Genomic DNA, 26,153 nt, shown 5'->3' with positions numbered 1-26,153 from the left:
GGTGGATCGACAGCGCGGTGCTCACACCCAGCCGGGCAGCCAGTTGTGCAGCAGCCAGAACTGGTACGGCACGCTCATACCGGTCCACAGCGGCAGGAAGAACACCGACACGAGAACGACGAACGCGAGGAAGATCAGCACCGTGCGCTCGCCGGACTGCCGACGGTACAAGGGGTCTTCGCGTCGTCCGGCGATGATCCGCAGCGTCATGGCGAGCGCGAGCACGAGGAACGGCATCATCACCACCGTGTAGAACTGGAAGATCGTGCGCTCGGGGAACATCAGCCACGGGAGGTAGGTCACCGCCAGGCCGACCAGGGGGACGGTCAGCGCGGGCGCGATCGGCTGTCGGGTGATCCAGCTCCGCACCAGCCGGTAGAGCAGGTACACCGCTGCCGCCACCCCGCCGTACCAGATGAGCGGATTCGGGACGGCGGAGATCACGCCGATGCAGTGGTCCGTGCCGCAACCGGTGGGATCGGAATCCACCCAGACCGCCGTCGGGCGCAGCAGGAACGGCCACTCCCAGGCGGGACTCGCGTAGGGGTGTCCGCGGCTCAGGCCGACGTGGAAGCCGAGCATCGATTCGTGGTACCTCCACAGCGCGAGCAGCGGGTTCGGATCGCTCTGCCGGTCGTAGCCCCTCGAGGTCAGGAGCCACCCCGTCCAGCTGACCAGGTACACGGCCAGCGCGGGGAAGACGAACAGGACGAACGAGACCGGCCCCTGCCGGAACGCGGCGGCGGTCGGCCACAGCACCACGCCGGCACGACGTCTCGCCAACGCGTCGGTCACCACGACGTAGAGGCCGAAACCGGCGAGGACGTACAAGCCTGACCACTTCACGGCAGAAGCCGCACCCAGGGCGGCACCGGCGGCGATCAGCCACGGCCGGCGCCACAGCACCGGCCCCCAGAACGGGTCGGGCGTCTCGGGATCGCGTCGCTCGAGCTGCGGGATCGTGCGCTGCCGATCGATGAGGACGAACAGGACGCCGAGCAGGACGAAGAACGTCAGGATGCCGTCGAGCAGCGCGATCCGGCTCATCACGATGCTCAGGCCGTCGATCGCCAGGAGCGTTCCGGCGACGGATGCCACGACCACCGATCCGCTCAGACGCCGCGCGATCAGATAAACGAGGAGGACCGAGCCCGCTCCGAGGATCGCGGTGGCCAGACGCCATCCGCCGCTGTTCTCGGGCCCGCCGATCGCCATGCCCAGCGCGATGAGCCACTTGCCGAGCGGGGGATGCACGATGAACGAGCCCGCATCCGAGAGCGGGAGGTTCTGCCCGGTCGCGAACGCCTCGTTCGCCTCGCCACCCCAGGTGCCCTCGTAGCCGAGCGTCCACAGGGACCAGGCGTCCTTGACGTAGTAGGTCTCATCGAAGGCGAGCTCATGCGGGTGGGACACGCCGACCAGGCGCAGCACCGCCGCCACCGCGGTGATCACCAGCGGCGCGAGCCACCGGATCGCGCGGCCCCAGTCCGGGTCCTGCAGCAGCCGGTCGCGCAACCGTCCGTAGTGCGTCAGCCGCGCCTCGGGGGCGGGCAGGAGCGGGTCGGGCGCGGTCACCGCTCCAGCCTAGACAACGCCCCTTCCGGGGGAGCTGCATCCGGCGCGCCTAAGCTGGGCGGGTGATCATCCTCGCCGCCACCCCGATCGGAAACCTGGGCGACGCGTCGCGACGCCTCGTGGAGGTGCTGGAGAACGCGGAGGTCGTCGTCGCGGAAGACACCCGCACCACGCAGCGTCTGCTCAAGGCACTGCAGATCGACAATCGTCCTCGTCTGATCGCACTGCACGACCACAACGAGAAGCAGAAGGCCGCCGAACTGGCTGCGCTCGCGGCGGAGACCGACATCGTGGTGATGAGCGACGCAGGAATGCCGACCGTCAGCGACCCCGGCTACGGGCTGGTGGCCGAGGCCGTGGCGCAGGGGGTCACCGTCACCGCGATCCCCGGTCCGAGCGCCGTGCTGATGGCGCTCGCGATCTCGGGACTTCCGACCGACCGCTTCACGTTCGAGGGGTTCCTCCCGCGCAAGCCGGGGGAGCGGGGATCGACCCTCCGCGCCCTGGCCGCCGAGCCGCGCACCATGGTCTTCTTCGAGTCTCCGGCCCGGCTCGCGAGCGCTCTCGCCGACATGGGCGCTGCGTTCGGTGACGAGCGGAGGATCGCGGTGTGCCGTGAGCTCACGAAGTTGTACGAGGAGGTCCGCCGTGGCACCGCGGCCGAGCTCCAGGAGTGGGCCGAGAACGGCGTGAAAGGCGAGATCGTCGTCGTCGTCGAAGGAGCCGCGCGCCGGGACGCCTCCCCGGCAGATGCTCTGGCGCAGGTGCAGAGGCTGGTCGCGGAAGGCGTCCGCTTGAAGGACGCGTCCTCCGAGGTCGCCGCGCTGACCGGTCTCTCCTCCCGCGACCTCTACCAGGCCGCCCTCGCCGCCCGCTCCGAGGCCGGTGCCTGAGATCGCCACGACTGCGGTTCGTAAGAATTGCGGGGAATCCGGGAACGTCCGCCGCGTTACTCTCAGGTCATGACGAAGCCGACGCGTGCGACGAGGGAGGACACGTTCCGCGCCGCCGCAGCGGGGTTGAGTGCATCGTTCCTCGCCGTCGGCCTGGCGGAACTCGTCGCCGCGGTGGTGGAGCCGAGCGCGAGCCCGTTCGCCGTGATCGGGAGCGGGCTCATCGACCTCGCTCCGAGCTGGGCGAAGGACACCGCCATCGCGCTGTTCGGCACCGGTGACAAGGCGGCCCTGATCGTGGGCATCGCCGTGGTGCTCGTGGTCGTCGCCGCTGTCGCGGGAATCCTGGAGCGACGACGGTCCGGTGTCGGCGCCGTGGTCCTGGGGGCGCTCGGTGCTCTCGCCGTCGTCGCGGCGATGGTTCGCCCCGGCGCGGGGCCGTTCGCCTGGCTGCCCGGGCTGGTCGCCGGTCTCGTCGCAGTGGTCGTCCTGCGCCTCCTGATCGCCCGACTGCGTCCGGTCGCAGGGCTCGGACCCGACGACGAGGACCGGAGACGATTCCTGCTGTGGACCGCGGGTGTCGCCGCAGCGGGTGCCGTCGCGCTCATCGTCGGCAACGTCGCGCGCGGCGCGAGCCGATCGATCGAAGCGGTCCGCGACGCGCTGCGGCTGCCCTCGGCGGCACGCGCAGCAGCGGCGTTTCCTGCCGGTGCCGAGCTGGGGATCCCCGGCCTCGCCCCTGTCGTCACTCCGAACGCGGACTTCTACCGCATCGACACCGCGCTCATCGTGCCGCGGGTGGACCCGGCCGATTGGTCGCTGCGCATCCACGGGATGGTCGAGCGCGAGATGGAGATCACCTGGGACGAGTTGCTCGCGCTGCCGATGCAGGAGTCCGACGTCACGCTCGCGTGCGTGTCGAACGAGGTCGGCGGATCCCTGATCGGCAACGCGCGCTGGCTCGGGCTCCCGGTGCGGGATCTGCTCGCGCGCGCGGGGGTCGATGCCGATGCCGACATGGTGCTCTCGACCTCGGCCGACGGGTTCACGGCGTCCACACCGATCGAGGCCCTCACCGACGACCGCGATGCGCTGCTCGCGATCGGGATGAACGGCGAGCCCCTGCCGATCGAACACGGCTTCCCGGTACGGATGGTGGTGCCGGGGCTGTATGGCTACGTGTCCGCCACGAAGTGGGTCACGCAACTGGAGGTGACGCGGTTCGACCGCGCCACCGCCTATTGGACGACACGCGGATGGTCCGAGCGCGGACCCATCAAGCTGCAGTCGCGCATCGACGTCCCTCGCCGCGGGCAGCAGGTCACCGCGGGGGATGCGGTCATCGCGGGGATGGCCTGGCAGCAGCACGTCGGCATCGCGGGAGTGGAGGTGCGTATCGACGACGGGCCGTGGCGGGCGGCCGAGCTCGCGACCGCGATCTCCACCGACACGTGGGTGCAGTGGAGCCTCGGCTGGGTCGCGGAGAGCGGCACGCACACCATCGAGTGCCGGGCGCTCAACGTCGACGACGAGACGCAGACATCCGATCCTGCGGCTCCCGCCCCCGACGGCGCACAGGGTTGGCATCGCATCGACGTCTCGGTGGCCTGAGCGCGGGATGCGACCGCCGCCCACACGGCGTAACCACGCCCCGCATCCCACCTAGAATTGCTCCATGCCCGCAGGCGAATCGTTCTACATCACCACACCCATCTACTACCCGTCCGACGTGCCCCACATCGGCCACGGGTACACGACGGTGGCCGTCGACACGCTCGCACGGTGGCACCGCCAGGCGGGCGACGACACCTGGATGCTCACGGGCACCGACGAGCACGGCCAGAAGATGCTGCGGGCGGCCGCGGCGAACAACGTCACGCCGCAGGAGTGGGTCGACAAGCTCGTCAGCGAGAGCTGGTTCCCGCTGCTGACGACGCTCGACGTCGCCAACGACGACTTCATCCGCACCACCCAGGAGCGCCACGAGACGAACGTGCAGACGTTCTTCCAGCGCCTGTACGACCGCGGCTACATCTATGCGGGCGAGTACGAGGCGCTCTACTGCGTGGGCTGCGAGGAGTTCAAGCCCGAGTCGGAGATCGTCGACGGCACCGGGCCCTTCGAGGGCCTGAAGGTGTGCGCCATCCACTCGAAGCCGCTGGAGCTGCTGCAGGAGAAGAACTACTTCTTCAAGCTCAGCGAGTTCCAGGACCGGCTGCTCGAGCTCTACAAGACGCGACCCGACTTCGTGCGCCCCGACTCGGCGCGCAACGAGGTGGTGTCGTTCGTGAGCCAGGGCCTCAAAGACCTGTCGATCTCGCGGTCGACCTTCGACTGGGGCATCCCGCTCCCGTGGGACGAGTCGCACGTCATCTACGTGTGGGTCGATGCGCTCCTGAACTACGCCACGGCCGTCGGCTACGGCTCCGATGAAGAGACCTTCGAGCGTCGCTGGCCCGCCTACCACGTGGTCGGCAAGGACATCCTGCGCTTCCACGCCGTCATCTGGCCCGCTCTGCTGATGGCGGCCGGTCTCGAGGTGCCGCAGGGCGTCTTCGCGCACGGCTGGTTGCTGGTCGGCGGCGAGAAGATGTCGAAGTCCAAGCTGACCGGCATCGCGCCGACCGAGATCACCGATGTCTTCGGGTCCGACGCCTACCGCTTCTACTTCCTCTCCGCGATCGCCTTCGGACAGGACGGGTCCTTCTCGTGGGAAGACCTGTCCGCGCGCTACCAGGCTGAGCTCGCCAACGGCTTCGGCAACCTGGCTTCGCGCACGACGGCGATGATCGAGAAGTACTTCGAGGGCATCGTGCCGCCGGCGGCCGAGTACACCGAGAAGGACCTCGCCATCCAGAAGATCGTCGCGGAGGCGGCGGCGAACGCGGATGCGGCGGTCACGCAGTTCCGCATCGACGAGGCCATCGCCGCGATCTGGACGATCGTCGACGCCCTCAACGGCTACATCACCGAGAACGAGCCGTGGGCGCTGGCCCGCGACGAGGACCAGCGCGCGCGTCTGGGCACGGTGCTCTACACCTGCGCGGAGGGGCTGCGTGCGCTCGCCGTGCTGCTGTCGCCCGTGATGCCGCAGTCGACCGAGAAGCTCTGGATCGCGCTCGGCGCTGCGGAGACCCTGGGCCGTCTGCAGGACCAGCCGATCCGCGAGGCCGGAGCCTGGGGCGTGCTGCGCCCCGGGACCAGCGTCAACGGCCTCGCACCGCTGTTCCCGCGGGTGGAGTCCACGGCCTGAGCCGGTCGGACGAGATGGCGGACACCTATGTGCGCGAGCGCCCGGGCGACGGACGCAAGGATCTGAAGTACCCGGCCGCCCCCGAGCCGCTGACGGTTCCGGTGTACGACAACCATGCGCACCTGGAGATCGTGGACGGCGACGAGCCGCTGTCGCTGACCGAGCAGCTCGATCGGGCGGCGGCGGTGGGCATCGCCGGTGTCGTGCAGGCCTCCGGCGACATCGAGTCCTCGCGGTGGGCCGTCGAGGCCGCGGCCGCCGATCCGCGAGTCCTGGCTGCGGTCGCGATCCATCCGAACGACGCACCGACGTATGCGGAGGAGGGGCGTCTCGACGAGGCGATCGCGGTGATCGACGAACTCGCCGCGCATCCACGCACCCGCGCGATCGGCGAGACCGGGCTCGATTTCTTCCGCACCGAACCGGAGCGACGGGCTCCGCAGTTCGAGTCGTTCGAGGCGCACATCGATCTCGCGAAGAAGCACGGCATCGCCATGCAGATCCACGATCGGGATGCGCACGACGCGGTGCTGGAGACCCTCGCCCGTGTCGGTGCTCCAGAGCGGACGGTCTTCCACTGCTTCTCGGGAGATGACGCGATGGCACGCATCTGCGCGGACGCCGGCTACCACCTGTCGTTCGCGGGCAACGTCACGTTCAAGAACGCCCAGAACCTGCGCGACGCGCTGAAGGTCACGCCCCTCGATCGCCTCCTGGTCGAGACGGATGCGCCGTTCCTCACCCCCGTGCCACTGCGGGGCCGGCCGAACGCGCCCTATCTCGTCCCGATCACGGTGCGTTTCATGGCGGCCGAGCTCGGTGTGGAGGTGGATGAGTTGTGCGCCCAGCTCGCCGAGAACACGCTCAGGATCTACGGTTCGTTCGTCTGAACCTGTTCCACCGATGCAGCAGTACACGTGTCGGGAGTTTGCTCATATGTCGGAGCAAAAGGGCGATTCCTCCCGACAAGCGCCCATCCTCCCGACAAGTGCGCAGCGGGTGCCCGGTCGGCGATGGGCGGAAGGATCAGGCGGCGTCGATCGGATCGGGATCGGCAACCGGCTTCGCGCTCACGATGTGTGAGATCGGCTTCCACACCAGCAGCAGTGTGAGTGCCGCGCCGCCGAACGCGAACCACCACGGGGCGGTCAGGCCCCAGACCTGGGCGATCACGCCGCCGAGCGCCTGCCCGACGATCATGCCGCCGAAGACTCCGACCATGTTCACGGAGGCCACGCGGCCCTGAAGCTCAGCGGGGACCAGCCGCTGCCGGACGGTGGTCGAGATCGTCGCCCACACGAACGCGTACGCGCCGAAGAAGAACATGATGACCAGCGCGACCCAGCCGGTGGTGGTCAGCGCGAACGACAGATGCATGAGCACTTCGAGCGAGAGCACGATGCGCATCAGGGTGGCGAAGGACACGTGCCGTTCGAGCCACCCGAAGCTGAGGGTCGCGAGGATCCCGCCCGCCGCCGATGCGGTCGTGAGTGCCCCGTACCCGACGGCGCCCATCTGCAGGTGTTCCGTCGCGTAGAGCACGAGCACACCCCAGGGGGCTGCCCACGTGATGTTGAAGACGAGGATGATCAGCACGAGCATCCGCACCGGGGGATTGCGCCACAGCCACCGCAGCCCCTCGGCGATGTCGGTGTGCACGGGCGAGTGGGCCCCGGCGGCTCGGGGTGGCACGGGCGTTCTCGCCATGCGGGAGATGAGGACGACCGCGAGTGCCACGCACACCGCTTCGAGCAGGAACGGCCAGGCCATGCCCGCGGCGAACAGGAACGCGCCCAGCGGGGGACCGGCGAACTGATTCGCGACCAGATAGCCGGCCTGCAGGCGGGCATTGCCGATGCCGAGGTCGGCGGGCTTCACGAGCATCGGCAGGAGGGTGCTCCCCGTCGTGTCGACGAACACCTCGGCGGTGCCGTACAGGAAGGCGACGGCGAGCACGATCCAGATGTTCGCGGCGCCCGTGACGAGGAACCCGCACAGCGCGACGAGGACCACCGCGCGTGCGGCGTTCGCGAGCATGACCAGGCGGCGGCGGTCGAAGCGGTCGGCGATCGCCCCGGCGTGCAGGCCGAAGAGCAGCCACGGGAGGAACTGCAGGATCGCCCCCGTCGCCACCAGCATGGGCGATGACGTCATCGATGCGATGAGCAGGGGCGCGGCGGCGAGGGCCACTCCGTCACCGACGTTGCTGGTCCACGACGATGCGAGCAGCCAGCGGAAATCCCGGCCCATGCGACGTGGGGCGACGATCTCTCCGAGTGATGGCACCAGAGAAGACTACTGACGGCGGGGGACATCCGCCGCGTGGGGTGACAGCGCGCGAGTGGGGGACAATGGGAGGATGACCGTCACCCTGCTCGGCGCCACCGAGATCCGCCGCCTCGCCGCTGAGCTCGACGTCACTCCGACGAAGAAACTCGGCCAGAACTTCGTCACGGACGCCAACACCGTCCGCAAGATCGTGCAGGCGGCCCGCGTGCAGCCGAGCGAGCGCGTGGTCGAGGTCGGCCCCGGACTCGGCTCGCTCACGCTGGCGATCCTGGAGACCGGGGCTTCGGTCACCGCGGTCGAGATCGATCACCGACTCGCCGCGCGACTCGCCGAGACCGCCGCCGCGCACGGCGTGGAGGCCGAGCGGCTCACGGTCGTCGACGCCGACGCCCTGCGCATCACCGAACTGCCCGGGGAGCCGACCGTGCTGGTCGCGAACCTCCCGTACAACGTGTCGGTGCCGGTGCTGCTGCACTTCCTCGAGAGCTTCCCCTACCTGCAACGCGGCGTGGTGATGGTCCAGGCCGAGGTCGCCGAGAGGCTCGCCGCCGAGCCGGGCTCCAAGATCTACGGGTCGCCCAGCGTCAAGGCCGCCTGGTACGGCGAGTGGAAGCTCTCCGGCACCGTCTCCCGCCAGGTGTTCTGGCCGGTGCCGAACGTCGACAGCCTGCTCGTCGGCTTCGACCGTTCCGAAGGGGAGCGGGGGACCGAGGAGGAGCGTCGCCGCACGTTCCGGATCGTCGATGCGGCGTTCAACCAGCGCCGCAAGATGCTCCGCCAGGCTCTGTCGGGGATCTTCGGCAGCTCCGCAGCGGCGTCCGAAGTGTTGATCGCCGCCGGTGTCGCACCGACGGCGCGGGGCGAAGATCTCACCGTCGAGGACTACCACCGGATCGCGCAGCAGGCGGCGGCGTCCGATGTGCTCGACGACGACGTCGCCTCACCCAGTAATCTGGCACCGTGACCGACTCCCCCCGCTTCCGCCCCGATGTCCCCGAGCTGCACCGTCCGTATGCCGCGGACGAGAGCCGCTATCAGCAGTTCGCCTACCGCCAGGTCGGCACGTCCGGCCTGTATCTGCCCCCGATCTCGCTCGGGCTGTGGTGGAACTTCGGCGACAACATCCCGCTCGACAACCAACGCGCACTGCTGCGCCACGCGTTCGACCGCGGCATCACGCACTTCGATCTGGCGAACAACTACGGCCCGCCCTACGGCTCGGCCGAGAAGAACTTCGGTCGCATCTTCGCGGAGGACTTCCGTCCGTACCGCGACGAGCTGATCATCTCGTCGAAGGCCGGCTGGGACATGTGGCCCGGCCCGTACGGCGACTTCGCGAGCCGCAAGTACATCCTCGCCAGCGCCGAGCAGTCGCTGACCCGCATGGGTCTCGACTACGTCGACATCTTCTACTCGCACCGGGTCGACCCGGTCACCCCGATCGCCGAGACGATCGGGGCGCTCGACACCCTCGTGCGTCAGGGCAAGGCGCTCTATGTGGGCATTTCGTCCTACAGCGCCGAGCGCACGGCTGAGGCCGTCGCGGTCGCGAAGGACCTCGGCACGCCGCTGGTCATCCACCAGCCCGCGTATTCGATCCTCAACCGCTGGGTGGAAGACGGCCTGACCGACACCCTCGAGCAGTCGGGCCTGGGTGCGATCGCCTTCACGCCGCTGGCACAGGGGCTGTTGACCGACAAGTACCTGGGGGACGGCACGGCGGAGCGTGCGCAGAAGCGCGGTTCGCTGCCGGACGGGCGCCTCACCGACGAGGCCGTGCAGACGCTGCGAGCGCTGAACGAGGTCGCGCAGGGGCGTGGTCAGTCCCTCGCCCAGCTCGCGCTGCAGTGGACGCTGCGCAACCCCGTCGTGGCTTCCGCCCTGATCGGCGCCTCGCGTCCCGAACAGCTCGACGAGAACATCGCGGCGGTGAACGGACCCGCCTTCCAGACGGAGGAGCTCGCCCGCATCGACGAGCTGGCCGGCGCGATCGACGTGAATCTGTGGGCGAAGTCCTCGGAACTGTGATCCGCTCATGAGCCTCGCCGCGTCCACCGACTCCGTGCACGTACGCGCACCGGGCAAGATCAATGTCTTCCTCGGGGTCGGCGGTCGGCACGACGACGGGTATCACGCGCTGGCGACGGTCTTCCAGGCGGTGTCCCTCTACGAAGACGTCATCGCGCGGCCCGCTGACGAGTTCTCGGTCGCCGTCTCCGGGGTGGAGGATGTCGACTCGGTTCCGCTGGACGACCGCAACTTGGCGATGCGCGCGGCCAAGCTCCTCGCCGTCGCCGTGGATCATCGAGGCGGCGTCGCCCTCGAGATCCGCAAGAGCGTGCCGGTCGCCGGCGGCATGGGCGGAGGCTCGGCGGATGCCGCTGCCGCCCTGGTCGCCTGCGATGCGCTGTGGGGAACGGGGTTGTCACAGGCACGGTTGCACGACCTCGCCGCCCGTCTCGGCGCGGATGTGCCGTTCGCCCTGCACGGCGGCACCGCGGTCGGAACCGGGCGCGGCGACCAGTTGAACCCGGCACTCGCCCGCGGACGCTTCGACTGGATCCTGGTGCCCAGTGAGGAGGGCTTGTCGACGCCCGTTGTCTATGGGCGCCTCGACCAGCTGCGCGAGGAGGAGGGCGCGCTCGCCGATGATCCGCCGCTGTCGCTCGACGTGCCGATCCCGGTCCTGCAGGCGCTCCGGTCGGGCGACCCGGGGCAGCTCGCCGCGTGTCTCGAGAACGATCTGCAGCCCGCAGCCCTCTCCGAGCGTCCCGATCTCGCCGACACGATCGCGCAGGGGGTCGCCGCCGGAGCATTGCAAGGCATCGTGTCCGGCTCGGGGCCGACCGTGGCGCTCCTGTGCCCCGATCCGGAGACGGCCCAAGACGTGCAGTCCGCTCTGCGGGCGTCCGGATTTGATCCCCTGCACGTGCACGGCCCGGTTCCGGGCGCCCGCATCATCGGCTGACCGGCGGTGCCCGCGGACGACCGTCCTGCGCAGCGACCGTGCTCGAAAGATGCACCCGCGCGCCCCGGCAGACATAATGAAGTGACGATGTGACCGTGCACACGCGAGGAGGCACCTGATGTCCAGTGCAGCCGAGCGTGCGCGGCAGCCGAGCATCCGCGATGTCGCCCGCCTCGCCGGGGTGTCTCATCAGACGGTATCCCGAGTCCTGAACGACCACCCGAGCATCCGCCCCGAGACGAAGGCCAAGGTCCTCGACGCGATCTCCGTGCTCGACTATCGGCCGAACCTCGCCGCCCGCGCGTTGGTGACCAGCAAGTCGAACGTGCTCGGGATCCTGTCTGCGACGATCGGGGAGTTCGGGCCGACCTCCTCGATCGCGGGCATCGAGGATGCGGCACGCGAGGAAGGCTACGCGGTCTCGACCCTCAACCTCCCGGCGACGACGCCGGAGGCGATCGGCAATGCGGTGCGCCAGCTTGCGCGCGAGCAGGTGGACGGCATCGTGGTGCTCGCCCCGCAGGTGCGCGTGTTCCATGTCCTCCGCGGCATGTCGGTCGACATGCCTTTCGTCACGCTGCAGACCGCGTCGGGTTCCGACGGGGTGAGCCTGTCGGCGGATCAGGTGGCGGGGGCCCGGGCGGCCACGGAGCATCTGATCTCCCTCGGCCACAGCGACATCCTGCACCTCGCGGGCCCGCAGGACTGGATCGAGGCGGAGTCGCGCATGCGCGGCTACCTCGACGGGCTGCGTGAGGCGGATCTGCCGACGTTCCCGCCGATCCGCGGGGACTGGACCGCCGACTTCGGGTACTTCGCAGGCAAGGAGCTCTCGCGACGGCGGGACTTCACGGCGGTGTTCGCTGCCAACGACCTGATGGCGATCGGGCTCATGCACGGCTTCCGCGGCGCCGGACTCCGTGTGCCGCACGACGTGAGCGTGATCGGGTTCGACGACATCCCGGTCGCCGCGCATGTGGCTCCCACGCTGAGCACGGTTCATCAGGACTTCCCGGAGCTGGGCCGGCGCGCCGTGCGGATCCTCCTCGCGCAGATCCGCGGCGAGGAAGCGCCGGCTTTCGGCCCCTTGCAGACGGTCCTGCGCGCGCGCGAGTCCGCCGCCGCTCGCTGACGGTTTCGTACCACGCTCCGCGCGACGTTCGAGATCATCGAATCCTTTCGATCCCTGGCCTCGCCTGGAGGCGCGGGATCGCGCGGATCGCGGTGGGGTCACGGTCGGTATCCGAAATACCGGAGCGGACTTGACAGCGCTTCGTCGTGAGTGGACGATGTATTTCAATGTGAACGGTCACATCGAAGGTGACCGCACGTCGCAAGGAAGATCCGTGAGCACCACAGCAACGTTGCCTACCGTGTCAGGCCCCATCCTGGAGATGCGCAGCATCACTAAGGAGTTCCCGGGCGTCAAGGCGCTCGCCGACGTCTCGATCACCGTCCGCGCCGGCGAGATCCACGCCATCTGCGGCGAGAACGGCGCGGGGAAGTCGACTCTGATGAAGGTCCTCTCCGGGGTGTACCCCTACGGGACCTACGAGGGGGAGATCCTGCTCTACGGCCAGGAGCAGAGGTTCAAGGACATCGTCGCCAGCGAGCAGGCCGGCATAGCGATCATCCACCAGGAACTCGCGCTGATCCCCGAGCTGTCCGTCACCGAGAACATCTTCCTCGGCAACGAGATCCAGCGCGGCGGACGGATCGACTGGCAGGCTCAGAAAGAGCGCACGATCGAGCTGCTCGCGCGCGTGGGCCTGAATGAGGATCCGGATGCGCAGATCAAGACGCTCGGTGTCGGCAAGCAGCAGCTGATCGAGATCGCGAAGGCGCTCAACAAGGACGTCAAGCTGCTGATCCTCGACGAGCCGACCGCCGCTCTGAACGAGAACGACTCGCAGCACCTGCTCGACCTGATCCTCGGGCTCAAGGCCAAGGGAATCGCGTCGATCATGATCAGCCACAAGCTCAACGAGATCGAGCAGATCGCCGACGAGATCACGATCATCCGCGACGGTCGCACGGTCGAGACGCTCGACATCTCCCGCGGCGAGATCAACGAGGACCGGATCATCCGCGGCATGGTCGGTCGGTCGTTGGAGAGCCGCTACCCGGATCGCACGCCCGAGATCGGCGAGGTGTTCTTCGAGGTCAAGGACTGGTGGGTGCAGCACCCGACCGTCCCGGAGCGCATGGTCGTGAAGGGGTCGAACATCACCGTCCGGCGCGGCGAGGTCGTCGGCATCGCGGGACTCATGGGCGCGGGGCGCACCGAGTTCGCGATGAGCCTGTTCGGCCGCTCCTACGGCACGTTCCTCTCGGGCACACTGATCAAGGACGGCCAGGAAGTCGTGCTGCCCGACGTGGCGTCGGCGATCAAGCACGGCCTCGCCTACGTGAGCGAGGACCGCAAGGTACTCGGGCTCAACCTGCTCGACACGATCAAGAGGTCGGTGGTCGCCGCGAAGCTCTCGAAGATCGCCAAGCGCGGCGTCGTCGATGCGCGCGCCGAGTTCGCCGTGGCCGAGGACTATCGCAAGGCCCTTCGCATCAAGACCCCGTCGGTCGAAGAGGGCGTCGGCAAACTCTCCGGCGGCAATCAGCAGAAGGTCGTCCTGGCGAAGTGGATGTTCACCGACCCCGACCTGCTGATCCTCGACGAGCCCACCCGCGGTATCGACGTCGGTGCGAAGTACGAGATCTACGCGATCATCAACGAGCTCGCGGCGCAGGGCAAGGGCGTCATCGTCATCTCGAGCGAGCTTCCTGAGCTCCTGGGCATCTCCGACCGCATCTACACCGTCTTCGAAGGTCGGGTCACCGACTGCATCCCGGCCGATCAGGCGACACCTGAGGACCTCATGCGCAGCATGACCTCCGCGACCCAGAAAGCAACCGCATGACCACCGACACCACCGCAACGAAGCGCGGCTTCCACTTCAAGGACATCACGAAGATGTTCGGAGGCGGTCAGTCGACCCTCCGCCAGTTCGGCATCCTCGGCAGCCTCGTCGTCATCCTCGTCGTCTTCCAGGTGCTGACCTGGATCGTCAAAGGCACGGGTCTCACGCTGTCCTCGGGCAACCTGATCAACGTCGTCAACCAGTACTCGTACATCCTGATCCTCGCGATCGGCATGGTGATGGTCATCATCATGGGCCACATCGACCTCTCGGTGGGGTCGGTGGCCGCGTTCACCGGCATCGTGGTCGCGAAGGCCATGGCCGACTGGAACCTCCCCTGGCCGCTCGGTGTGCTCCTCGGCCTCGGGGTCGGCGTGCTGGTCGGCGCCTGGCAGGGGTTCTGGGTCGCCTATGTCGGGGTGCCGGCGTTCATCGTGACGCTGGCGGGCATGCTGTTCTTCCGCGGTGCGAACCAGTGGGTCGGTGACTCGCAGTCCGTTCCCGTGCCGCAGGGCTTCAAGGTCATCGGTGCCGGCTACCTCCCCGAGCTGCCGTTCATCCCCGTGCCGTTCAACGTGTTCACCATGCTGCTCGCGCTGCTGGGCGTCGCATGGATCGTGTTCTGGGAGATCCGCACCCGGCGCGTGCAGCACAAGATGGGGGCCGAGACGGCGCCGCTGTGGGTGAGTGTCACCAAGGTCGTGCTCATCTCGGCCGTGATCCTGATCGCGGGCTGGCTGTTCGCCACCGGGCGTGAGGGCACCAGCTTCCCGATCTCGGGCATCATCCTGCTCGCCCTGGTGATCCTCTACTCGTTCATCACGAACAACACGGTCTTCGGTCGTCACATCTACGCGGTCGGTGGCAACCGGCAGGCCGCGCGCCTGTCGGGTGTGAAGGACCGCTGGGTCGACTTCTTCGTGATGATGAACATGTCGGTGCTCGCGTCGCTGGCCGGCATGATCTATGTCGCCAGGGCGACGGCCTCCGGTCCGCAGGACGGCAACGGCTGGGAGCTGGATGCGATCGCCTCGGTCTTCATCGGTGGCGCGGCTGTCTCGGGCGGTATCGGAACCGTGATCGGGTCGATCATCGGTGGTCTCGTCATGGCGTTCCTGAACAACGGCCTCGCCCTGCTCGGCGCCGGCGCCGACGTGGTGTCGATGATCAAGGGTCTGGTGCTCCTGTTCGCCGTCGGTGTCGACGTGTGGAACAAGCAGCAGGGTCGCCCGTCGATCATCGGCTTCCTGACGCGTCGATTCGGACGCAAGCAGGATCCGGCCACCGACACGTTCGATCCGACCAAGACGAACTATCCCACCAGCCAGAAGTACGAAGCCCCCGCCGTCGACGAGACGCGCGGTTAGGAGAGGTCGCTTCGCGCGGCGCTCGCGTGACACGACCTTCACACACCAGAGAAAGAGATCACATGAAGAAGATTCTTCTGTCGGCGACAGCGCTTGTCGTCGCGGGCGCCTTCGCCCTCACCGGCTGCTCCTCGGAGCGCGGCGGTGGCACGGACTCGGGATCGGGGGACGAGGCCAAGGGTTTCGCCGCTGACGCCACGATCGGTGTCGCCCTTCCGGACAAGACCTCGGAGAACTGGGTCCTCGCCGGTCAGCTGTTCACGGACGGTCTCAAGGAGGCCGGCTTCAAGGCGGACGTGCAGTACGCGCCCGCCAGCAACACGGTCGCGGAGCAGCAGAACCAGATCCAGGCGATGGTCACCGGTGGCGCCAAGGTCATCATCATCGGTGCGAAGGACGGCAAGCAGCTCGCCACGCAGGTCGAGGCCGCTCGTGACGCGGGCGTGACCGTCATCGCCTATGACCGTCTGATCGAGAACACGGAGGCCGTCGACTACTACGTCGCGTTCGACAACTTCAAGGTCGGTCAGCTGCAGGGCCAGGCTCTGCTCGATGGACTCGCCGAGCGTGCGGGACACGAGGCTCCGTACAACATCGAGCTGTTCTCGGGCTCGCCGGACGACGCGAACTCCGCTGTGTTCTTCAACGGCGCGATGGACGTGCTCCAGCCGAAGATCGACGACGGCACGCTCAACGTCGTCTCCGGCCAGACCGAGATCGCCCAGACGGCGACCGAGGGCTGGAAGGCCGAGAACGCCCAGCGTCGCATGGACTCGATCCTCACCTCGACGTACAGCTCCGAGACGCTCGACGGCGTCCTCTCGCCGAACGACACGCTCGCTCGCGCCATCATCACCTCGGTGCAGCAGGCCGGAAAGCCGGTCCCGGTGGTCACGGGTCAGGACTCCGAGGTCGAGTCGGTGAAGTCGATCATGGAGGGCATCCAGTACTCCACGATCAACAAGGACACCACGCTCCTCGTCGAGCAGTCGATCAAGATGGTCGGCCAGCTCCAGAAGGGTGAAGAGGTCGACGTCAACGACACCGAGCAGTACGACAACGGCGTGAAGGTCGTTCCGGCTTACCTGCTCGACCCGATCATCGTGACCAAGGAGAACGCGGCAGAGGCATACGCCAACGTCCCGAGCCTCCTCGAGATCGTGAAGTCGTACCAGTAACTCGCACCGCACACATCCTCACGGATACGCGAACCGTCCGGGCCCTCGGGTCCGGGCGGTTCGTCGTTCAACCGGTGCACATGCCCGGGACGCGCTCAGAACGGTGCGGTCACCGGATCGGCACTCGTGAAGGTCACAGTGTTCTGCGGAGGCGGCCGGTCGATGTACGTGCGACCGGTCGGGCTCGTCCACTCCAGCACGCCGCCCGAGGTCTGGTCGACGTGCCAGGGGGAGTGGTGTTTGAGCATGTGATGTCGTCGGCAGACGGCGGCAAGGTTTCCGTGGGCGGTCGCCCCTCCGGTCGAGGCCGCATGATTGTGGTCGAGGTCGCACTTGCGCGCCGTGATCCCGCATCCGGGAAACCGGCACCGCTGGTCCCGCGCGCGGAGATGCCGCCGGAGATGTTCACTCGGGCGGTAGCGGTCGACAGCGAGCAGTTCGCCGGAGATCGGATGCGTCAGCACGCGGTCCCAGCCGGTCGCGGAACCTGCCAGCGTGCGAGCGGTCGTGACGTCGATGGGGATCGTTCCGTCGAGCTCGGCCGGTGATGAGGTCGTCGGAGCGTCATCGTCCATCAGAGTGAGCACCGGCACCGTGACCTCGACGCGGGCGCGGACCTCGCCCAGCAGGCTGTCCGCCGTGTCATGGCCCGCGGGGGATCCTGTGAGAACGAGGTCGGCGAGCAGATCGGCGCGCAACTGATCGACCGTGCGGTCGTCGGCGGGGAGTCCGGCGGCTGAAGCATCCTGTGCCGCTCGTGCATTCTCCTCTTTCACCGCATGCGCCATCTGCGACAGCCGGTCGAGCATGCCGTGCAGGAGGACCGCGGGTCCGCGCGCCCCCAGCTCGGCCATCCCGTCGTCGAGGTCCTTCACCCACACGCGGCGCAGCTCGCGGGCATCGCGATGCCGCTCGGTGAGACTGCGCTCCTGGAACCGCTCGGCAAGACGCCGCACGATCCGCCGAAGCCGATTCGGGGATTCCGTCACGGCGACCTCCACGGCCTCCGCGGCGTAGGCGGCGCGATCCGCAGCCTCGTCGAGATGCGCGCCCGCCTCGACGATGACCCGGGAGTGCGCGGCACTGATGCGCCCTTCGCCCTGTGCCTTCCATACCGCCGGGAATCGCTCGACGAGCCACGTGGCCTTGGCCATCTTGCGCTCGATCGTGCGGTCGCTCAGGTGCTGCGCAGCGCCGATCTCGGCAGCGACCGTGCGGATCGCCATGTCACCGTGGTCGGGATGCGAAGCTGTCCGGGCGATGTCGACGGCCAGGCGTCCGGCCAGCGCGAGCATGCCGTCGCGAGCCGCCTGCATACTGCTCAGGGTCGACTCGGCCGCTTCCAACGAGGCCACCAGATCGGCGAGCATCGCCATCTGGGAATCGGTCGCGTCGAGCAGTGCGGTCATGACTTCAGTCCATCACCGACCACCGACATTCGAAGATGGATTCGATTGAGATTCACGTCTCCGGGGTCACGAAACGGTGACGAACGCGATCAACGGGCGGTGCTAGTCCCAGATCGGATCGTCGGGGTCGGGGGAGTCGGTGCCGTCCGCATCGGTCATGATGCGCGCGCCGGCGATCCACGAGGTCAGTGCGTCGCCGTGGAGCGTATGAGGGTGCGGCACGCCGAGGAGGTCGGGGTTCGTCGCGACGGCGAGCAGCTCGTCGCTCGCGAAGACGACGACGTTGCCGAGCGGCCCTTCGTCATCGTTCGGTTCTGCGTCGAGGACGACGGCGACATGGTCGAACACCGTGCGCAGGGTGGCTGCCTGTCGCCGTGAGTACTCGAAGGGGTGTCCGTCGAGCAGGTTGACCGCCACGACCCCCTCCGCTGCGGAGCGCGCGGCGACACGGCGATAGAACTCCTGGCTGGCCACGCGATGCCGGATGACGGCGGCATCCCAGAGATCGACGACCGTGAACCGCGCACCCATCCACTCGCCGGCGAGCTCCGCGTCCGCGACCGCGCGCGCATCACCGAAGATGACGCGCAGATCGGTACCCGGAGACAGCGGCAGCGCGGCGATCACCGCCTCGTAGAGGGTGGGCTCGAACTCGACCACGAGCTGCGGCGATCCGGCGCGCGTGGCCTCGACGTAGCGTGCCAGCGTGAGGGCACCGGCTCCCAGGTGCACGGTGAACAGCGGCGCACCGGGCTCAGCGGCAGCATCCATCACTCTGGCGATGTGCTGCGTGTAGTCGTATTCGAGATCGGTGGGGTCGGTCATCGAGACGACGGACTGCGGGATTCCGTCGACGCTGAGTTCGTAGCGACCGGGCCGCCTTCTCGACTGCACCAGCTTCGCCTTGCGATCCTCGAGCAGAAGGGAGAACACCCGGCGACTCTTCGGCACCCGTCGATCTTAGAGCGCGAGGAGCCGGTCGGAGAACACGCCGACCGCGCGCGACTACCCTGGAAGGAACATGGCACATCTTCTCGGGGCTGAAGCCCTGCATCTCGAATACCCGACCAGGGTCGTCTTCGACTCCGTGACCCTCGGCATCGAAGAGGGTGATCGCATCGGCATCGTCGGCCGCAACGGCGACGGCAAGTCGAGTCTTCTCGGCATGCTCGCGGGGATCAAGGAACCGAACTCGGGCCGCGTCACGGTGCGCGGCGGCACGCGAATCGGTGTGCTCGATCAGGCGGACACCCTCCCGGACGACCTGACCATCAGCGCCGCTGTGGTCGGGGACACCCCGGAGTACGAGTGGGCCGGCGACGCGCGGATCCGCGACGTCATCGAAGGACTGCTCACCGACCTGCCCTGGGATGCGGAGATCGGCTCCCTCAGCGGTGGTCAGCGGCGCCGGGTGTCGCTCGCCAAGCTCCTCACCGGAGACTGGGACGTCATCGCGCTGGATGAGCCGACCAACCACCTCGACGTCGAGGCCATCACCTGGCTCGCGGGGCATCTCAAGAAGCGCTGGTCGCCGAACGCCGGGGCCCTCATGGTCGTGACCCACGACCGGTGGTTCCTCGACGAGATCAGTACCGAGACATGGGAAGTGCACGACCGGATCGTCGAGCCCTTCGAGGGCGGCTACGCGGCGTACATCCTGCAGCGCGTCGAACGCGACCGCATGGCGGCGGCGACCGAGGCGAAGCGCCAGAACCTCGCCAAGAAGGAGCTCGCGTGGCTCCGTCGCGGCGCTCCCGCCCGCACGGCGAAGCCGAAGTTCCGCATCGACGCGGCCAACGAGCTGATCGCCGACGTGCCGGAGATCCGCGACAAGGTGTCGCTGCAGTCCCTCGCGGTCTCGCGGCTGGGAAAGGACGTGGTCGATCTGCTCGACGTCGGGGTGACCTACCCGACGGCGGACGGCGGCGAGAAGGTCGTGCTGCGCGACGTCGAGTGGCGCATCGCACCGGGGGAGCGCACGGGCATCCTCGGCGTCAACGGCGCCGGCAAGTCGACGCTCCTCGGGCTCATCTCCGGCACGGTCGAACCGACCACGGGTCGGGTCAAGCGCGGCAAGACCGTGAAGGTGCAGACTCTCACCCAGCGCCTCGACGAGCTCACCCAGCACTGGAACGACCCGGTGCGGGTGATCATCTCCGGACTGCGCACCTCCTACACGATGGGAACGGGCTCCAAGGCGCAGGACCTCACTCCCGGTCAGCTGCTCGAACGGCTCGGCTTCGATTCGGCCCAGCTCTCCACTCCGGTCAAAGACCTCTCGGGTGGGCAGCAGCGTCGCCTGCAGCTCCTGCTCGTGCTGCTCGACCAGCCGAACGTGCTGATCCTCGACGAGCCGACCAACGACCTCGACACCGACATGCTCGCCGCGATCGAGGACCTTCTCGACTCCTGGTCGGGTACGCTCCTGGTCGTCAGCCACGACCGCTACTTCCTGGAACGCGTCACCGACCAGCAGTACGCGATCCTGGACGGGCATCTGCGGCACCTGCCCGGCGGGGTCGACGAGTACTTGCGGCTGCGCCACCTCCAGTCTTCGACCGGACCGAAGCAGACTGCCACGGCCGCAGCGACCGCGACGACCGCCGCCACCTCCAAAGGTCTCGACGGCGCGGCCCTGCGCACGGCGCAGAAGGAGGTGTCGGCCCTCGAGCGGCGCATCCAGAAGCTCACGCAGCAGGTCAACGCCGCCAAGACCGCGCTGGCCGACCACGACCAGTCCGACTATGAGGGCCTCGGCGAGCGGATGAAGAAGATCAGCGAGCAGCAGGCCGAGATCGAGGAGCTGGAGCTGCGCTGGTTCGAACTCACCGAGGAGATCGGCTGACGGAGGAATATCCTTCTCTCACCGCTGTTGGGAGGTAGGGATGGAAGGCCTCGAAGTAACGGTCCTGCTCGGACTCACGATTCTCGTCGGAACCCTGATCGCCCCGCGCGTGCGTCTCGCGCTGCCCCTCGTCCTGGTCATCTTCGGGCTGCTCCTCGGCTTCGTGCCACCGCTGCGCGAGGTGCAGCTGCCGCCGGAGACGGTGCTCCTGCTGTTCCTCCCGGTGATGCTGTTCTGGGAGAGTCTGACGACCTCATTGCGGTCGATCCGCCGCGACTTCCGCTACATCCTGCCGATGAGCACCGTGCTGGTCGTCGCCTCGGCCTTCGCCGTGGCCGGCATCGGTGTGCTGTTCGGGATGCCGTGGGAGATCGCGCTCATCCTGGGTGCCGCCGTCGCTCCGCCCGACGCCACGGCCGTCGCCGCCCTCGGGCGCCTCCTCCCGCGACGCATGTTCATGAAGCTCAAAGCGGAGAGCCTGACCAACGACGGCACGGCTCTGGTGCTCTACGCGATCGCGGTCTCGCTCGCGCTCGGCGGTCAGATCACGCCGCTGTCGGTGACCGTCGATCTGCTGATCTCGTATGTCGGGGGGATCGCGGCCGGTACCGTGGTCGCCGCTCTCGGCTACCTGCTGCTGCGCCGCACGGCCTCGACGATCGTGATCAACGTCGCGCTGCTGCTGATCCCGTTCACGGCGTTCCTCCTCGCCGAGACGGTGCACGCCTCCGGTGTGCTCGCGGTCGTCGTCGCCGGACTCATCGTCGCCTACGTGTCGCCGCGGGTCACGACCGCGTCCTCCCGCCGCCAGGCTGATGCGGCCTGGCCGTTCGGAGTCTTCCTGCTCAACGGTGCGCTGTTCGTGCTGATCGGACTCGAAGTGCAATACGTCGTGCACGAGATCTCGGCCGCGGCGATCGGCCGCCTCGTGCTCATCACGCTCGCGGTCTGGGCGACGCTCCTGGTCGTGCGATACCTCTTCCAGCTGCTGAACGTGCCGTTCCAGCGGCGGACCGATCCTCGACCGGCGAGAGGCGCACGATCTCGGGCGCGGGTCGTGTCCACTCTGGCGGGGATGCGCGGGGCGGTGTCTCTCGCCATCGCCTTGTCCGTGCCGGCGAGCATCACCGAAGGCGGCGCTCTGAACGGACGCGATGAGATCGTGTTCGTCACCGCTGGTGTCATCCTGCTGAGCCTGCTCGTCCAGGGCCCGTTCCTGCCCGCGATCGTGCGCTGGGCCCGCTTCCCAGCCGACCACGTCGAGGACGAGGAGTACGAGCTCGCCGAGCGCGCGATCTCCGGGGCCGCCCTGGCCGCTCTCGACGACCTCGCCGCCGAACACGGCGTGGGGCAGGAGGTGCGCGACCGCGTGCGCTCCGAGGGGTATCAGATGCTCGAGTTCGCGAATGCGCGCGCCCTGGCGCGGGAGCAGGCGCTGGTGGATGCGGAAGCCGACGCCCTCGACGAGATGCTGGGGGAGCCGGACCCGCTGGGTGCCGGCACCGCCGCACCTCCGAGCGTCGCCGATACCGGGGTGGATCAGGCCGACCCGCCCGACGGCACGGTCCTGCAGATGATCGCGACCTCGACCGACGTCGACATCGCGCAGCGCTCGCCGCTGGTCCGGCACGAGGAGCACACGCGGCTCAAGCTCGCCCTCCTCGACCGGAAGCGGGAGGTGTTGTTGGGGCTCCGCGGTGCCGGAACCGTCGATGACGTCGTGGTGCGCCGGATCTCCGCCCGCCTCGACCTCGAGCAGGTGCGGCTGCAGGGCATCGAGGAGTTCGACTGAGCCGGGCGGCACCCGCTCGTGACGCCGTGTGACAGACCGATTCCGCGTGCGGCGGGAGGCCTGTCTAACGTAGGCGAGTCCCACCAGGAAGGAACTCCTCTCGCATGTCTCGCCGCACCACCAACATCCTCGCCGCGCTCGCCGCCGTTCCGCTCTTCGTCGCGCTCTCCGGCTGCGCCACGGCGTCTTCCGACGCCGGTTCCGGAGGCGAGGGATCGTCCGGGAACGAGGTCGTCAAGATCGGTGTCGTCGGCAAGAGCGACGAGCAGTGGCCGGCGTTCGTCGACGCCGCGGCCGAAGAGGGCATCACGGTCGAGTTGGTCGACTTCGGATCGTACGAGCAGCCGAACCCCGCGCTGACCGAGGGGGAGATCGACCTCAACCAGTTCCAGCACATCGTCTACCTCGCCGAGTACAACAACGCCTCGGGCTCCGACCTCACCCCGATCGGCTCGACCGCGATCTACCCGCTCGGCCTGTACTCGACGAAGTACGACGACGTCGACAGCATCCCCGAGGGGGAGACGGTCGCGGTTCCGAATGACGCCTCCAACCAGGCCCGTGCGCTGAACGTGCTGCAGCAGGCCGGCCTCGTCGAGCTCAAGAGCGGTGGAACACCGTACTCGGACCTCGCCGACGTCGACACCGGCAAGTCCAAGGTCGAGGTCACGGCGCTCGAGGCCGCGCTCATCCCGACCTCGCTCCCGGACGTGGCCGCCGCGATCATCAACAACGACTTCGTGCAGGACGCGGGTCTCACGTTCGATGACGCGATCGCGCAGGATGACCCCGAAGACGCCAGTGCCCTTCCTTACGTGAACGTGTTCGCGGCCCGCGCCGAAGACGCCGACAACGAGACGTACCGCACGCTGGTCGAGATCTTCCAGACGAACGAGGCCGTGCAGAAGGGTCTGCTCGACTCCTCCGGTGGCACCGCGGTGGCGCTGCAGACGCCGGTGGAGGATCTGGTCGCCTCACTGAAGAAGGTTCAGCAAGACGCCGCGGACAAGAAGTAGGACCGGGACCGGAGCAGCACATGTCGATCGTCACTCTGACGAACGTCTCCAAGACCTATCCGCCGCGCACCCGTGAGGGCGCCGAAGTCGTCGCCGTGGACGACGTCTCCCTCTCCATCGAGAAGGGCGACGTCTTCGGCATCATCGGCTATTCCGGGGCGGGCAAGTCCACGCTCGTGCGTCTGATCAACGCGCTCGAACCGGCCACGAGTGGCACCATCACGGTGGACGGCGTCGACATCACCGCGCTCACCGAGCGCCAGCTGCGCACGGTCCGCGGCGGGATCGGCATGATCTTCCAGCAGTTCAACCTGTTCTCCTCGCGAACGGTCAAGGCCAACATCGCCTACCCGCTCACGCTCGCCGGGTGGTCGAAGCCCGACATCGAGAAGCGCGTCGCCGAACTGCTCCGCTTCGTGGGCCTCGCCGACAAGGCCAAGGCCTACCCCGAGCAGCTCTCCGGCGGGCAGAAGCAGCGCGTCGGCATCGCCCGCGCTCTCGCCACGGGCCCCGCGATCCTGCTCGCCGACGAGGCCACCAGCGCTCTCGACCCCCAGACCACTCACGAGGTGCTCGACCTGCTCCAACGGGTCAACAGGGAGCAGGGCGTCACGATCGTCGTGATCACGCACGAGATGGATGTGATCCAGACGATCGCGACGAAGGTGGCCGTGATGGAGAACGGCCGCGTGATCGAACAGGGCGACGTGTTCGACGTCTTCTCCTCGCCGCAGAACCCGGCGTCGCAACGGTTCGTCGGGACGGTGGTGAAGGGCGTGCCCTCGCCGTCCGAGCGCGCCGTTCTGCGCGAGCGGCATCAGGGGCGCCTGGTCACGTTCTCGTTCCGTGACGGCGACTCCTCACAGGCTCAGGTCTTCCTCGATCTCGCCGGTTCCGGGCTCGACTTCGAGCTCGTGTACGGAGGGATCAACGACATCCGCGGGCGCGCGTTCGGACACCTCACGCTCGCGATCCGCGGCGACGACGCCGTGATCGATCGCACGCTCGCCGAAATCGCGCAGCGCGTCGAAGTCACCGAGATCGCCGGAGAGGAGGCCCGCTGATGGATCGCTTGAACGAACTGTGGCCCGAGCTGTGGAAGGCCGCGCTCGAAACGCTCTACATGACGACGTTCGCGCTCGTCCTCGGCGGCATCCTCGGCCTGGCGATCGGCGTCATCCTCTACGTCACCCGCCCCGGCGGACTCGCGCAGAACAAGCCGGTCGCGCTCATCGCCAACCTCGGGGTGAACTTCTTCCGCCCGATCCCGTTCGTCCTCTTCGTGGCCGTCGCCCAGCCGTTCGCCCGTGCGGTCGTCGGCACGGGGATCGGCACCACCGCCGGCGCGTTCATGATCGCTCTCGCCGCCGCCTTCGCGATCGGACGCATCGTCGAGCAGCACCTCGTCTCGGTCTCGCCCGGCGTGATCGAAGCCGCCCGCTCGATGGGCGCCGGTCCGTGGCGCATCCTCTTCACCGTGGCGATCCCCGAGTCGCTCGGCCCGCTGATCCTCGGCTACACGTTCATCGTGGTCGCGCTCATCGACATGACGGCGATGGCCGGACTCATCGGCGGCGGCGGTCTCGGCGCGTTCGCCCAGATCTACGGGTTCCGGCAGTTCGAACCGGTCGTGATGTGGGTGGCGATCGTCCTGATCGTGGTGTTCGTGCACCTCGTGCAGATGCTCGGCACGCGGCTCGCGCGCAAGGTCATGCGTCGCTGACGGGAGCGCCGGTGCGGGGAGCGTGCTGCAGCGCGCGGCGCGTGCGGAACACCCGCTCCGTGCCGGTGAGCGGATCGACGAAGCGCAGTTCGCGAGCGAGCAGCTGCAGCGGACGCTCGAAGTCGTCCGGCAGATCGTCGAGAAGGTCGGGGTAGAACCGATCGTTCAGGATGCCGATGCCGAGGGCGGCGAGATGCACACGCAGTTGGTGCATCTTGCCGCTGTGCGGGCGGAGGAGGGTGTGCACGACGTGCTCGTCGCTGTCGATGAGCTCGACGAGCGTCTCGGAGTTCGGCTCCTTCGTGTCGTCGACCTGCACGCGCACCTGACCGCGCGCCTTCACGATGTTGTTGCGGTAGACCACGGGGAACGGGGGGAGCGTCCCGCTCGCAGGGCGTGCGGACACGGCTTCGTACACCTTCTGCACCTGCCGGTTCTCGAACAGCAGCTGGTACGCGCCGCGCGTCGCCGGACGTGTCGCGAACATCAGCAGCCCGGCTGTGGCCCGATCGAGGCGATGGATGGGGGCCAGGTCGGGGTTGTCGAGCAGGTTGCGCAGTCGGACCAGCGCGGAATTCTGCAGGAACTTCCCGCCGGGGGTCGTGGGCAGGAAATGCGGCTTGTCGACGACGACGAGATGGTCGTCCTGATGCAGAATCTCGATCTCGAACGGGATCCGTGTCTCGACGGCGGGCTCGCGGTAGTACCAGACGAACTCGACGCTGCCCAGCGGCGCATCACGCGGGACGGGAGAGCCGTCGGCACGCACGATGTCGCCGCGGTCGAAACGCTCGAGCAGTCGCTCCGGGTCGAGGTGGAAGAAGCGCTCGACCATGTAGGCGGCAGCCGTCGGCCACGGGCCGGTGAGCGGCACGTGCAGCCGCGTCGCGCCCACGCCGTCGCGGACGGGGAGGGGAGAGGGCATGCCCA

General features: G+C 68.2%; 21 protein-coding genes. 16 read left to right on the top strand and 5 right to left on the bottom strand.

The window, feature by feature from the left end; translation table 11 throughout:
- Nucleotides 1–21: 21 nt before the first annotated feature.
- Nucleotides 22–1,575, bottom strand: a complete 1,554-nt coding sequence (locus LRQ07_RS12285) for a dolichyl-phosphate-mannose--protein mannosyltransferase (protein WP_256534772.1) — start codon at nucleotides 1,573–1,575, stop codon at nucleotides 22–24.
- A 62-nt stretch (nucleotides 1,576–1,637) separates the two neighbouring features.
- Here LRQ07_RS12285 and rsmI point away from each other — a divergent pair, with 62 nt between their 5' ends.
- The 4 genes from rsmI to LRQ07_RS12265 all read left to right on the top strand — a co-directional run bounded on the left by rsmI (nucleotide 1,638) and on the right by LRQ07_RS12265 (nucleotide 6,611).
- Nucleotides 1,638–2,468, top strand: a complete 831-nt coding sequence (gene rsmI / locus LRQ07_RS12280) for a 16S rRNA (cytidine(1402)-2'-O)-methyltransferase (RefSeq protein ID WP_256534771.1) — start codon at nucleotides 1,638–1,640, stop codon at nucleotides 2,466–2,468.
- A 69-nt stretch (nucleotides 2,469–2,537) separates the two neighbouring features.
- The gene (locus LRQ07_RS12275; protein WP_256534770.1) at nucleotides 2,538–4,079 is read left to right on the top strand and encodes a molybdopterin-dependent oxidoreductase; all 1,542 of its coding nucleotides are present in this window, start codon (nucleotides 2,538–2,540) and stop codon (nucleotides 4,077–4,079) included.
- Between the two features lie 64 nt (nucleotides 4,080–4,143).
- The gene (gene metG / locus LRQ07_RS12270) at nucleotides 4,144–5,721 is read left to right on the top strand and encodes a methionine--tRNA ligase (RefSeq protein ID WP_047519155.1); all 1,578 of its coding nucleotides are present in this window, start codon (nucleotides 4,144–4,146) and stop codon (nucleotides 5,719–5,721) included.
- A 14-nt stretch (nucleotides 5,722–5,735) separates the two neighbouring features.
- Nucleotides 5,736–6,611, top strand: coding sequence for a TatD family hydrolase (locus tag LRQ07_RS12265; protein ID WP_232763716.1), 876 nt, complete (start codon nucleotides 5,736–5,738; stop codon nucleotides 6,609–6,611).
- A 136-nt stretch (nucleotides 6,612–6,747) separates the two neighbouring features.
- Here the strand turns inward: LRQ07_RS12265 and LRQ07_RS12260 are convergent, their stop codons facing one another.
- Complete coding sequence (locus LRQ07_RS12260) at nucleotides 6,748–8,007, bottom strand: MFS transporter (protein WP_256534769.1); 1,260 nt, start codon at nucleotides 8,005–8,007, stop codon at nucleotides 6,748–6,750.
- Between the two features lie 73 nt (nucleotides 8,008–8,080).
- On the opposite strand from LRQ07_RS12260, the gene rsmA reads away from it, so the two are divergent.
- From rsmA to LRQ07_RS12225, 7 genes are all read left to right on the top strand, one after another.
- On the top strand, nucleotides 8,081–8,974 hold the full coding sequence (rsmA, locus tag LRQ07_RS12255; RefSeq protein WP_131491564.1) for a 16S rRNA (adenine(1518)-N(6)/adenine(1519)-N(6))-dimethyltransferase RsmA: 894 nt from the start codon (nucleotides 8,081–8,083) through the stop codon (nucleotides 8,972–8,974).
- Nucleotides 8,971–10,038, top strand: a complete 1,068-nt coding sequence (mgrA, locus tag LRQ07_RS12250; RefSeq protein ID WP_131491565.1) for an L-glyceraldehyde 3-phosphate reductase — start codon at nucleotides 8,971–8,973, stop codon at nucleotides 10,036–10,038. Before rsmA ends, mgrA begins: the two co-directional genes overlap by 4 nt.
- Before the next feature lie 7 nt (nucleotides 10,039–10,045).
- Nucleotides 10,046–10,978 carry a 4-(cytidine 5'-diphospho)-2-C-methyl-D-erythritol kinase gene (locus LRQ07_RS12245; RefSeq protein WP_256534768.1) on the top strand — a complete coding sequence of 311 codons (933 nt, stop codon included), beginning with the start codon at nucleotides 10,046–10,048 and terminating at the stop codon, nucleotides 10,976–10,978.
- A gap of 118 nt (nucleotides 10,979–11,096) precedes the next feature.
- Nucleotides 11,097–12,110, top strand: coding sequence for a LacI family DNA-binding transcriptional regulator (locus tag LRQ07_RS12240; RefSeq protein WP_256534767.1), 1,014 nt, complete (start codon nucleotides 11,097–11,099; stop codon nucleotides 12,108–12,110).
- Between the two features lie 262 nt (nucleotides 12,111–12,372).
- Nucleotides 12,373–13,893 carry a multiple monosaccharide ABC transporter ATP-binding protein gene (mmsA, locus tag LRQ07_RS12235; protein WP_269406200.1) on the top strand — a complete coding sequence of 507 codons (1,521 nt, stop codon included), beginning with the start codon at nucleotides 12,373–12,375 and terminating at the stop codon, nucleotides 13,891–13,893.
- On the top strand, nucleotides 13,890–15,260 hold the full coding sequence (gene mmsB / locus LRQ07_RS12230; RefSeq protein ID WP_047519171.1) for a multiple monosaccharide ABC transporter permease: 1,371 nt from the start codon (nucleotides 13,890–13,892) through the stop codon (nucleotides 15,258–15,260). Before mmsA ends, mmsB begins: the two co-directional genes overlap by 4 nt.
- Before the next feature lie 62 nt (nucleotides 15,261–15,322).
- Nucleotides 15,323–16,438: a sugar-binding protein gene (locus LRQ07_RS12225; RefSeq protein ID WP_047519173.1), complete on the top strand. Its 1,116-nt coding sequence runs from the start codon at nucleotides 15,323–15,325 to the stop codon at nucleotides 16,436–16,438.
- 95 nt (nucleotides 16,439–16,533) lie between these two features.
- On the opposite strand, the gene LRQ07_RS12220 is transcribed toward LRQ07_RS12225, so the two are convergent.
- Nucleotides 16,534–17,847, bottom strand: coding sequence for an HNH endonuclease signature motif containing protein (locus LRQ07_RS12220; protein ID WP_256534766.1), 1,314 nt, complete (start codon nucleotides 17,845–17,847; stop codon nucleotides 16,534–16,536).
- Nucleotides 17,848–17,949: 102 nt separating this feature from the next.
- Nucleotides 17,950–18,798, bottom strand: coding sequence for a spermidine synthase (locus LRQ07_RS12215; protein WP_256534765.1), 849 nt, complete (start codon nucleotides 18,796–18,798; stop codon nucleotides 17,950–17,952).
- A gap of 70 nt (nucleotides 18,799–18,868) precedes the next feature.
- On the opposite strand from LRQ07_RS12215, the gene LRQ07_RS12210 reads away from it, so the two are divergent.
- The 5 genes from LRQ07_RS12210 (at nucleotide 18,869) to LRQ07_RS12190 (ending at nucleotide 25,223) form a co-directional block, all read left to right on the top strand.
- Nucleotides 18,869–20,692 (top strand): ABC-F family ATP-binding cassette domain-containing protein, encoded by a 1,824-nt coding sequence (locus tag LRQ07_RS12210; protein WP_232763712.1) that lies wholly within the window; start codon nucleotides 18,869–18,871, stop codon nucleotides 20,690–20,692.
- A 40-nt stretch (nucleotides 20,693–20,732) separates the two neighbouring features.
- Nucleotides 20,733–22,484, top strand: coding sequence for a Na+/H+ antiporter (locus LRQ07_RS12205; protein WP_256534764.1), 1,752 nt, complete (start codon nucleotides 20,733–20,735; stop codon nucleotides 22,482–22,484).
- A 104-nt stretch (nucleotides 22,485–22,588) separates the two neighbouring features.
- Nucleotides 22,589–23,500: a MetQ/NlpA family ABC transporter substrate-binding protein gene (locus tag LRQ07_RS12200; protein ID WP_256534763.1), complete on the top strand. Its 912-nt coding sequence runs from the start codon at nucleotides 22,589–22,591 to the stop codon at nucleotides 23,498–23,500.
- Between the two features lie 20 nt (nucleotides 23,501–23,520).
- The gene (locus LRQ07_RS12195; RefSeq protein WP_256534762.1) at nucleotides 23,521–24,564 is read left to right on the top strand and encodes a methionine ABC transporter ATP-binding protein; all 1,044 of its coding nucleotides are present in this window, start codon (nucleotides 23,521–23,523) and stop codon (nucleotides 24,562–24,564) included.
- A complete protein-coding gene (locus tag LRQ07_RS12190; RefSeq protein ID WP_153244511.1) occupies nucleotides 24,564–25,223 on the top strand; it encodes a methionine ABC transporter permease in 660 nt (219 codons plus the stop codon). Before LRQ07_RS12195 ends, LRQ07_RS12190 begins: the two co-directional genes overlap by 1 nt.
- Here the strand turns inward: LRQ07_RS12190 and LRQ07_RS12185 are convergent.
- Nucleotides 25,210–26,148: a pseudouridine synthase gene (locus LRQ07_RS12185; protein ID WP_256534760.1), complete on the bottom strand. Its 939-nt coding sequence runs from the start codon at nucleotides 26,146–26,148 to the stop codon at nucleotides 25,210–25,212. The genes LRQ07_RS12190 and LRQ07_RS12185 overlap by 14 nt on opposite strands.
- Between the last annotated feature and the right edge of the window lie 5 nt (nucleotides 26,149–26,153).

The sequence above is a fragment of the Microbacterium sp. J1-1 genome (genome assembly GCF_024498615.1).
GTDB lineage: Bacteria > Actinomycetota > Actinomycetes > Actinomycetales > Microbacteriaceae > Microbacterium > Microbacterium aurugineum.
This window is presented reverse-complemented; position numbering and strand designations above follow the sequence as displayed.

Coding starts and splice junctions, on each gene's coding strand:
- mmsB (WP_047519171.1), top strand. CDS start 13,890: ATGACCACCGACACCACCGCAACGAAGCGCGGCTTCCACTTCAAGGAC.
- LRQ07_RS12265 (WP_232763716.1), top strand. CDS start 5,736: ATGGCGGACACCTATGTGCGCGAGCGCCCGGGCGACGGACGCAAGGAT.
- LRQ07_RS12205 (WP_256534764.1), top strand. CDS start 20,733: ATGGAAGGCCTCGAAGTAACGGTCCTGCTCGGACTCACGATTCTCGTC.
- mmsA (WP_269406200.1), top strand. CDS start 12,373: ATGCGCAGCATCACTAAGGAGTTCCCGGGCGTCAAGGCGCTCGCCGAC.
- LRQ07_RS12195 (WP_256534762.1), top strand. CDS start 23,521: ATGTCGATCGTCACTCTGACGAACGTCTCCAAGACCTATCCGCCGCGC.
- LRQ07_RS12185 (WP_256534760.1), bottom strand. CDS start 26,148: ATGCCCTCTCCCCTCCCCGTCCGCGACGGCGTGGGCGCGACGCGGCTG.
- LRQ07_RS12220 (WP_256534766.1), bottom strand. CDS start 17,847: ATGACCGCACTGCTCGACGCGACCGATTCCCAGATGGCGATGCTCGCC.
- LRQ07_RS12245 (WP_256534768.1), top strand. CDS start 10,046: ATGAGCCTCGCCGCGTCCACCGACTCCGTGCACGTACGCGCACCGGGC.
- LRQ07_RS12200 (WP_256534763.1), top strand. CDS start 22,589: ATGTCTCGCCGCACCACCAACATCCTCGCCGCGCTCGCCGCCGTTCCG.
- LRQ07_RS12210 (WP_232763712.1), top strand. CDS start 18,869: ATGGCACATCTTCTCGGGGCTGAAGCCCTGCATCTCGAATACCCGACC.
- rsmA (WP_131491564.1), top strand. CDS start 8,081: ATGACCGTCACCCTGCTCGGCGCCACCGAGATCCGCCGCCTCGCCGCT.
- LRQ07_RS12240 (WP_256534767.1), top strand. CDS start 11,097: ATGTCCAGTGCAGCCGAGCGTGCGCGGCAGCCGAGCATCCGCGATGTC.
- LRQ07_RS12190 (WP_153244511.1), top strand. CDS start 24,564: ATGGATCGCTTGAACGAACTGTGGCCCGAGCTGTGGAAGGCCGCGCTC.
- LRQ07_RS12225 (WP_047519173.1), top strand. CDS start 15,323: ATGAAGAAGATTCTTCTGTCGGCGACAGCGCTTGTCGTCGCGGGCGCC.
- metG (WP_047519155.1), top strand. CDS start 4,144: ATGCCCGCAGGCGAATCGTTCTACATCACCACACCCATCTACTACCCG.
- LRQ07_RS12275 (WP_256534770.1), top strand. CDS start 2,538: ATGACGAAGCCGACGCGTGCGACGAGGGAGGACACGTTCCGCGCCGCC.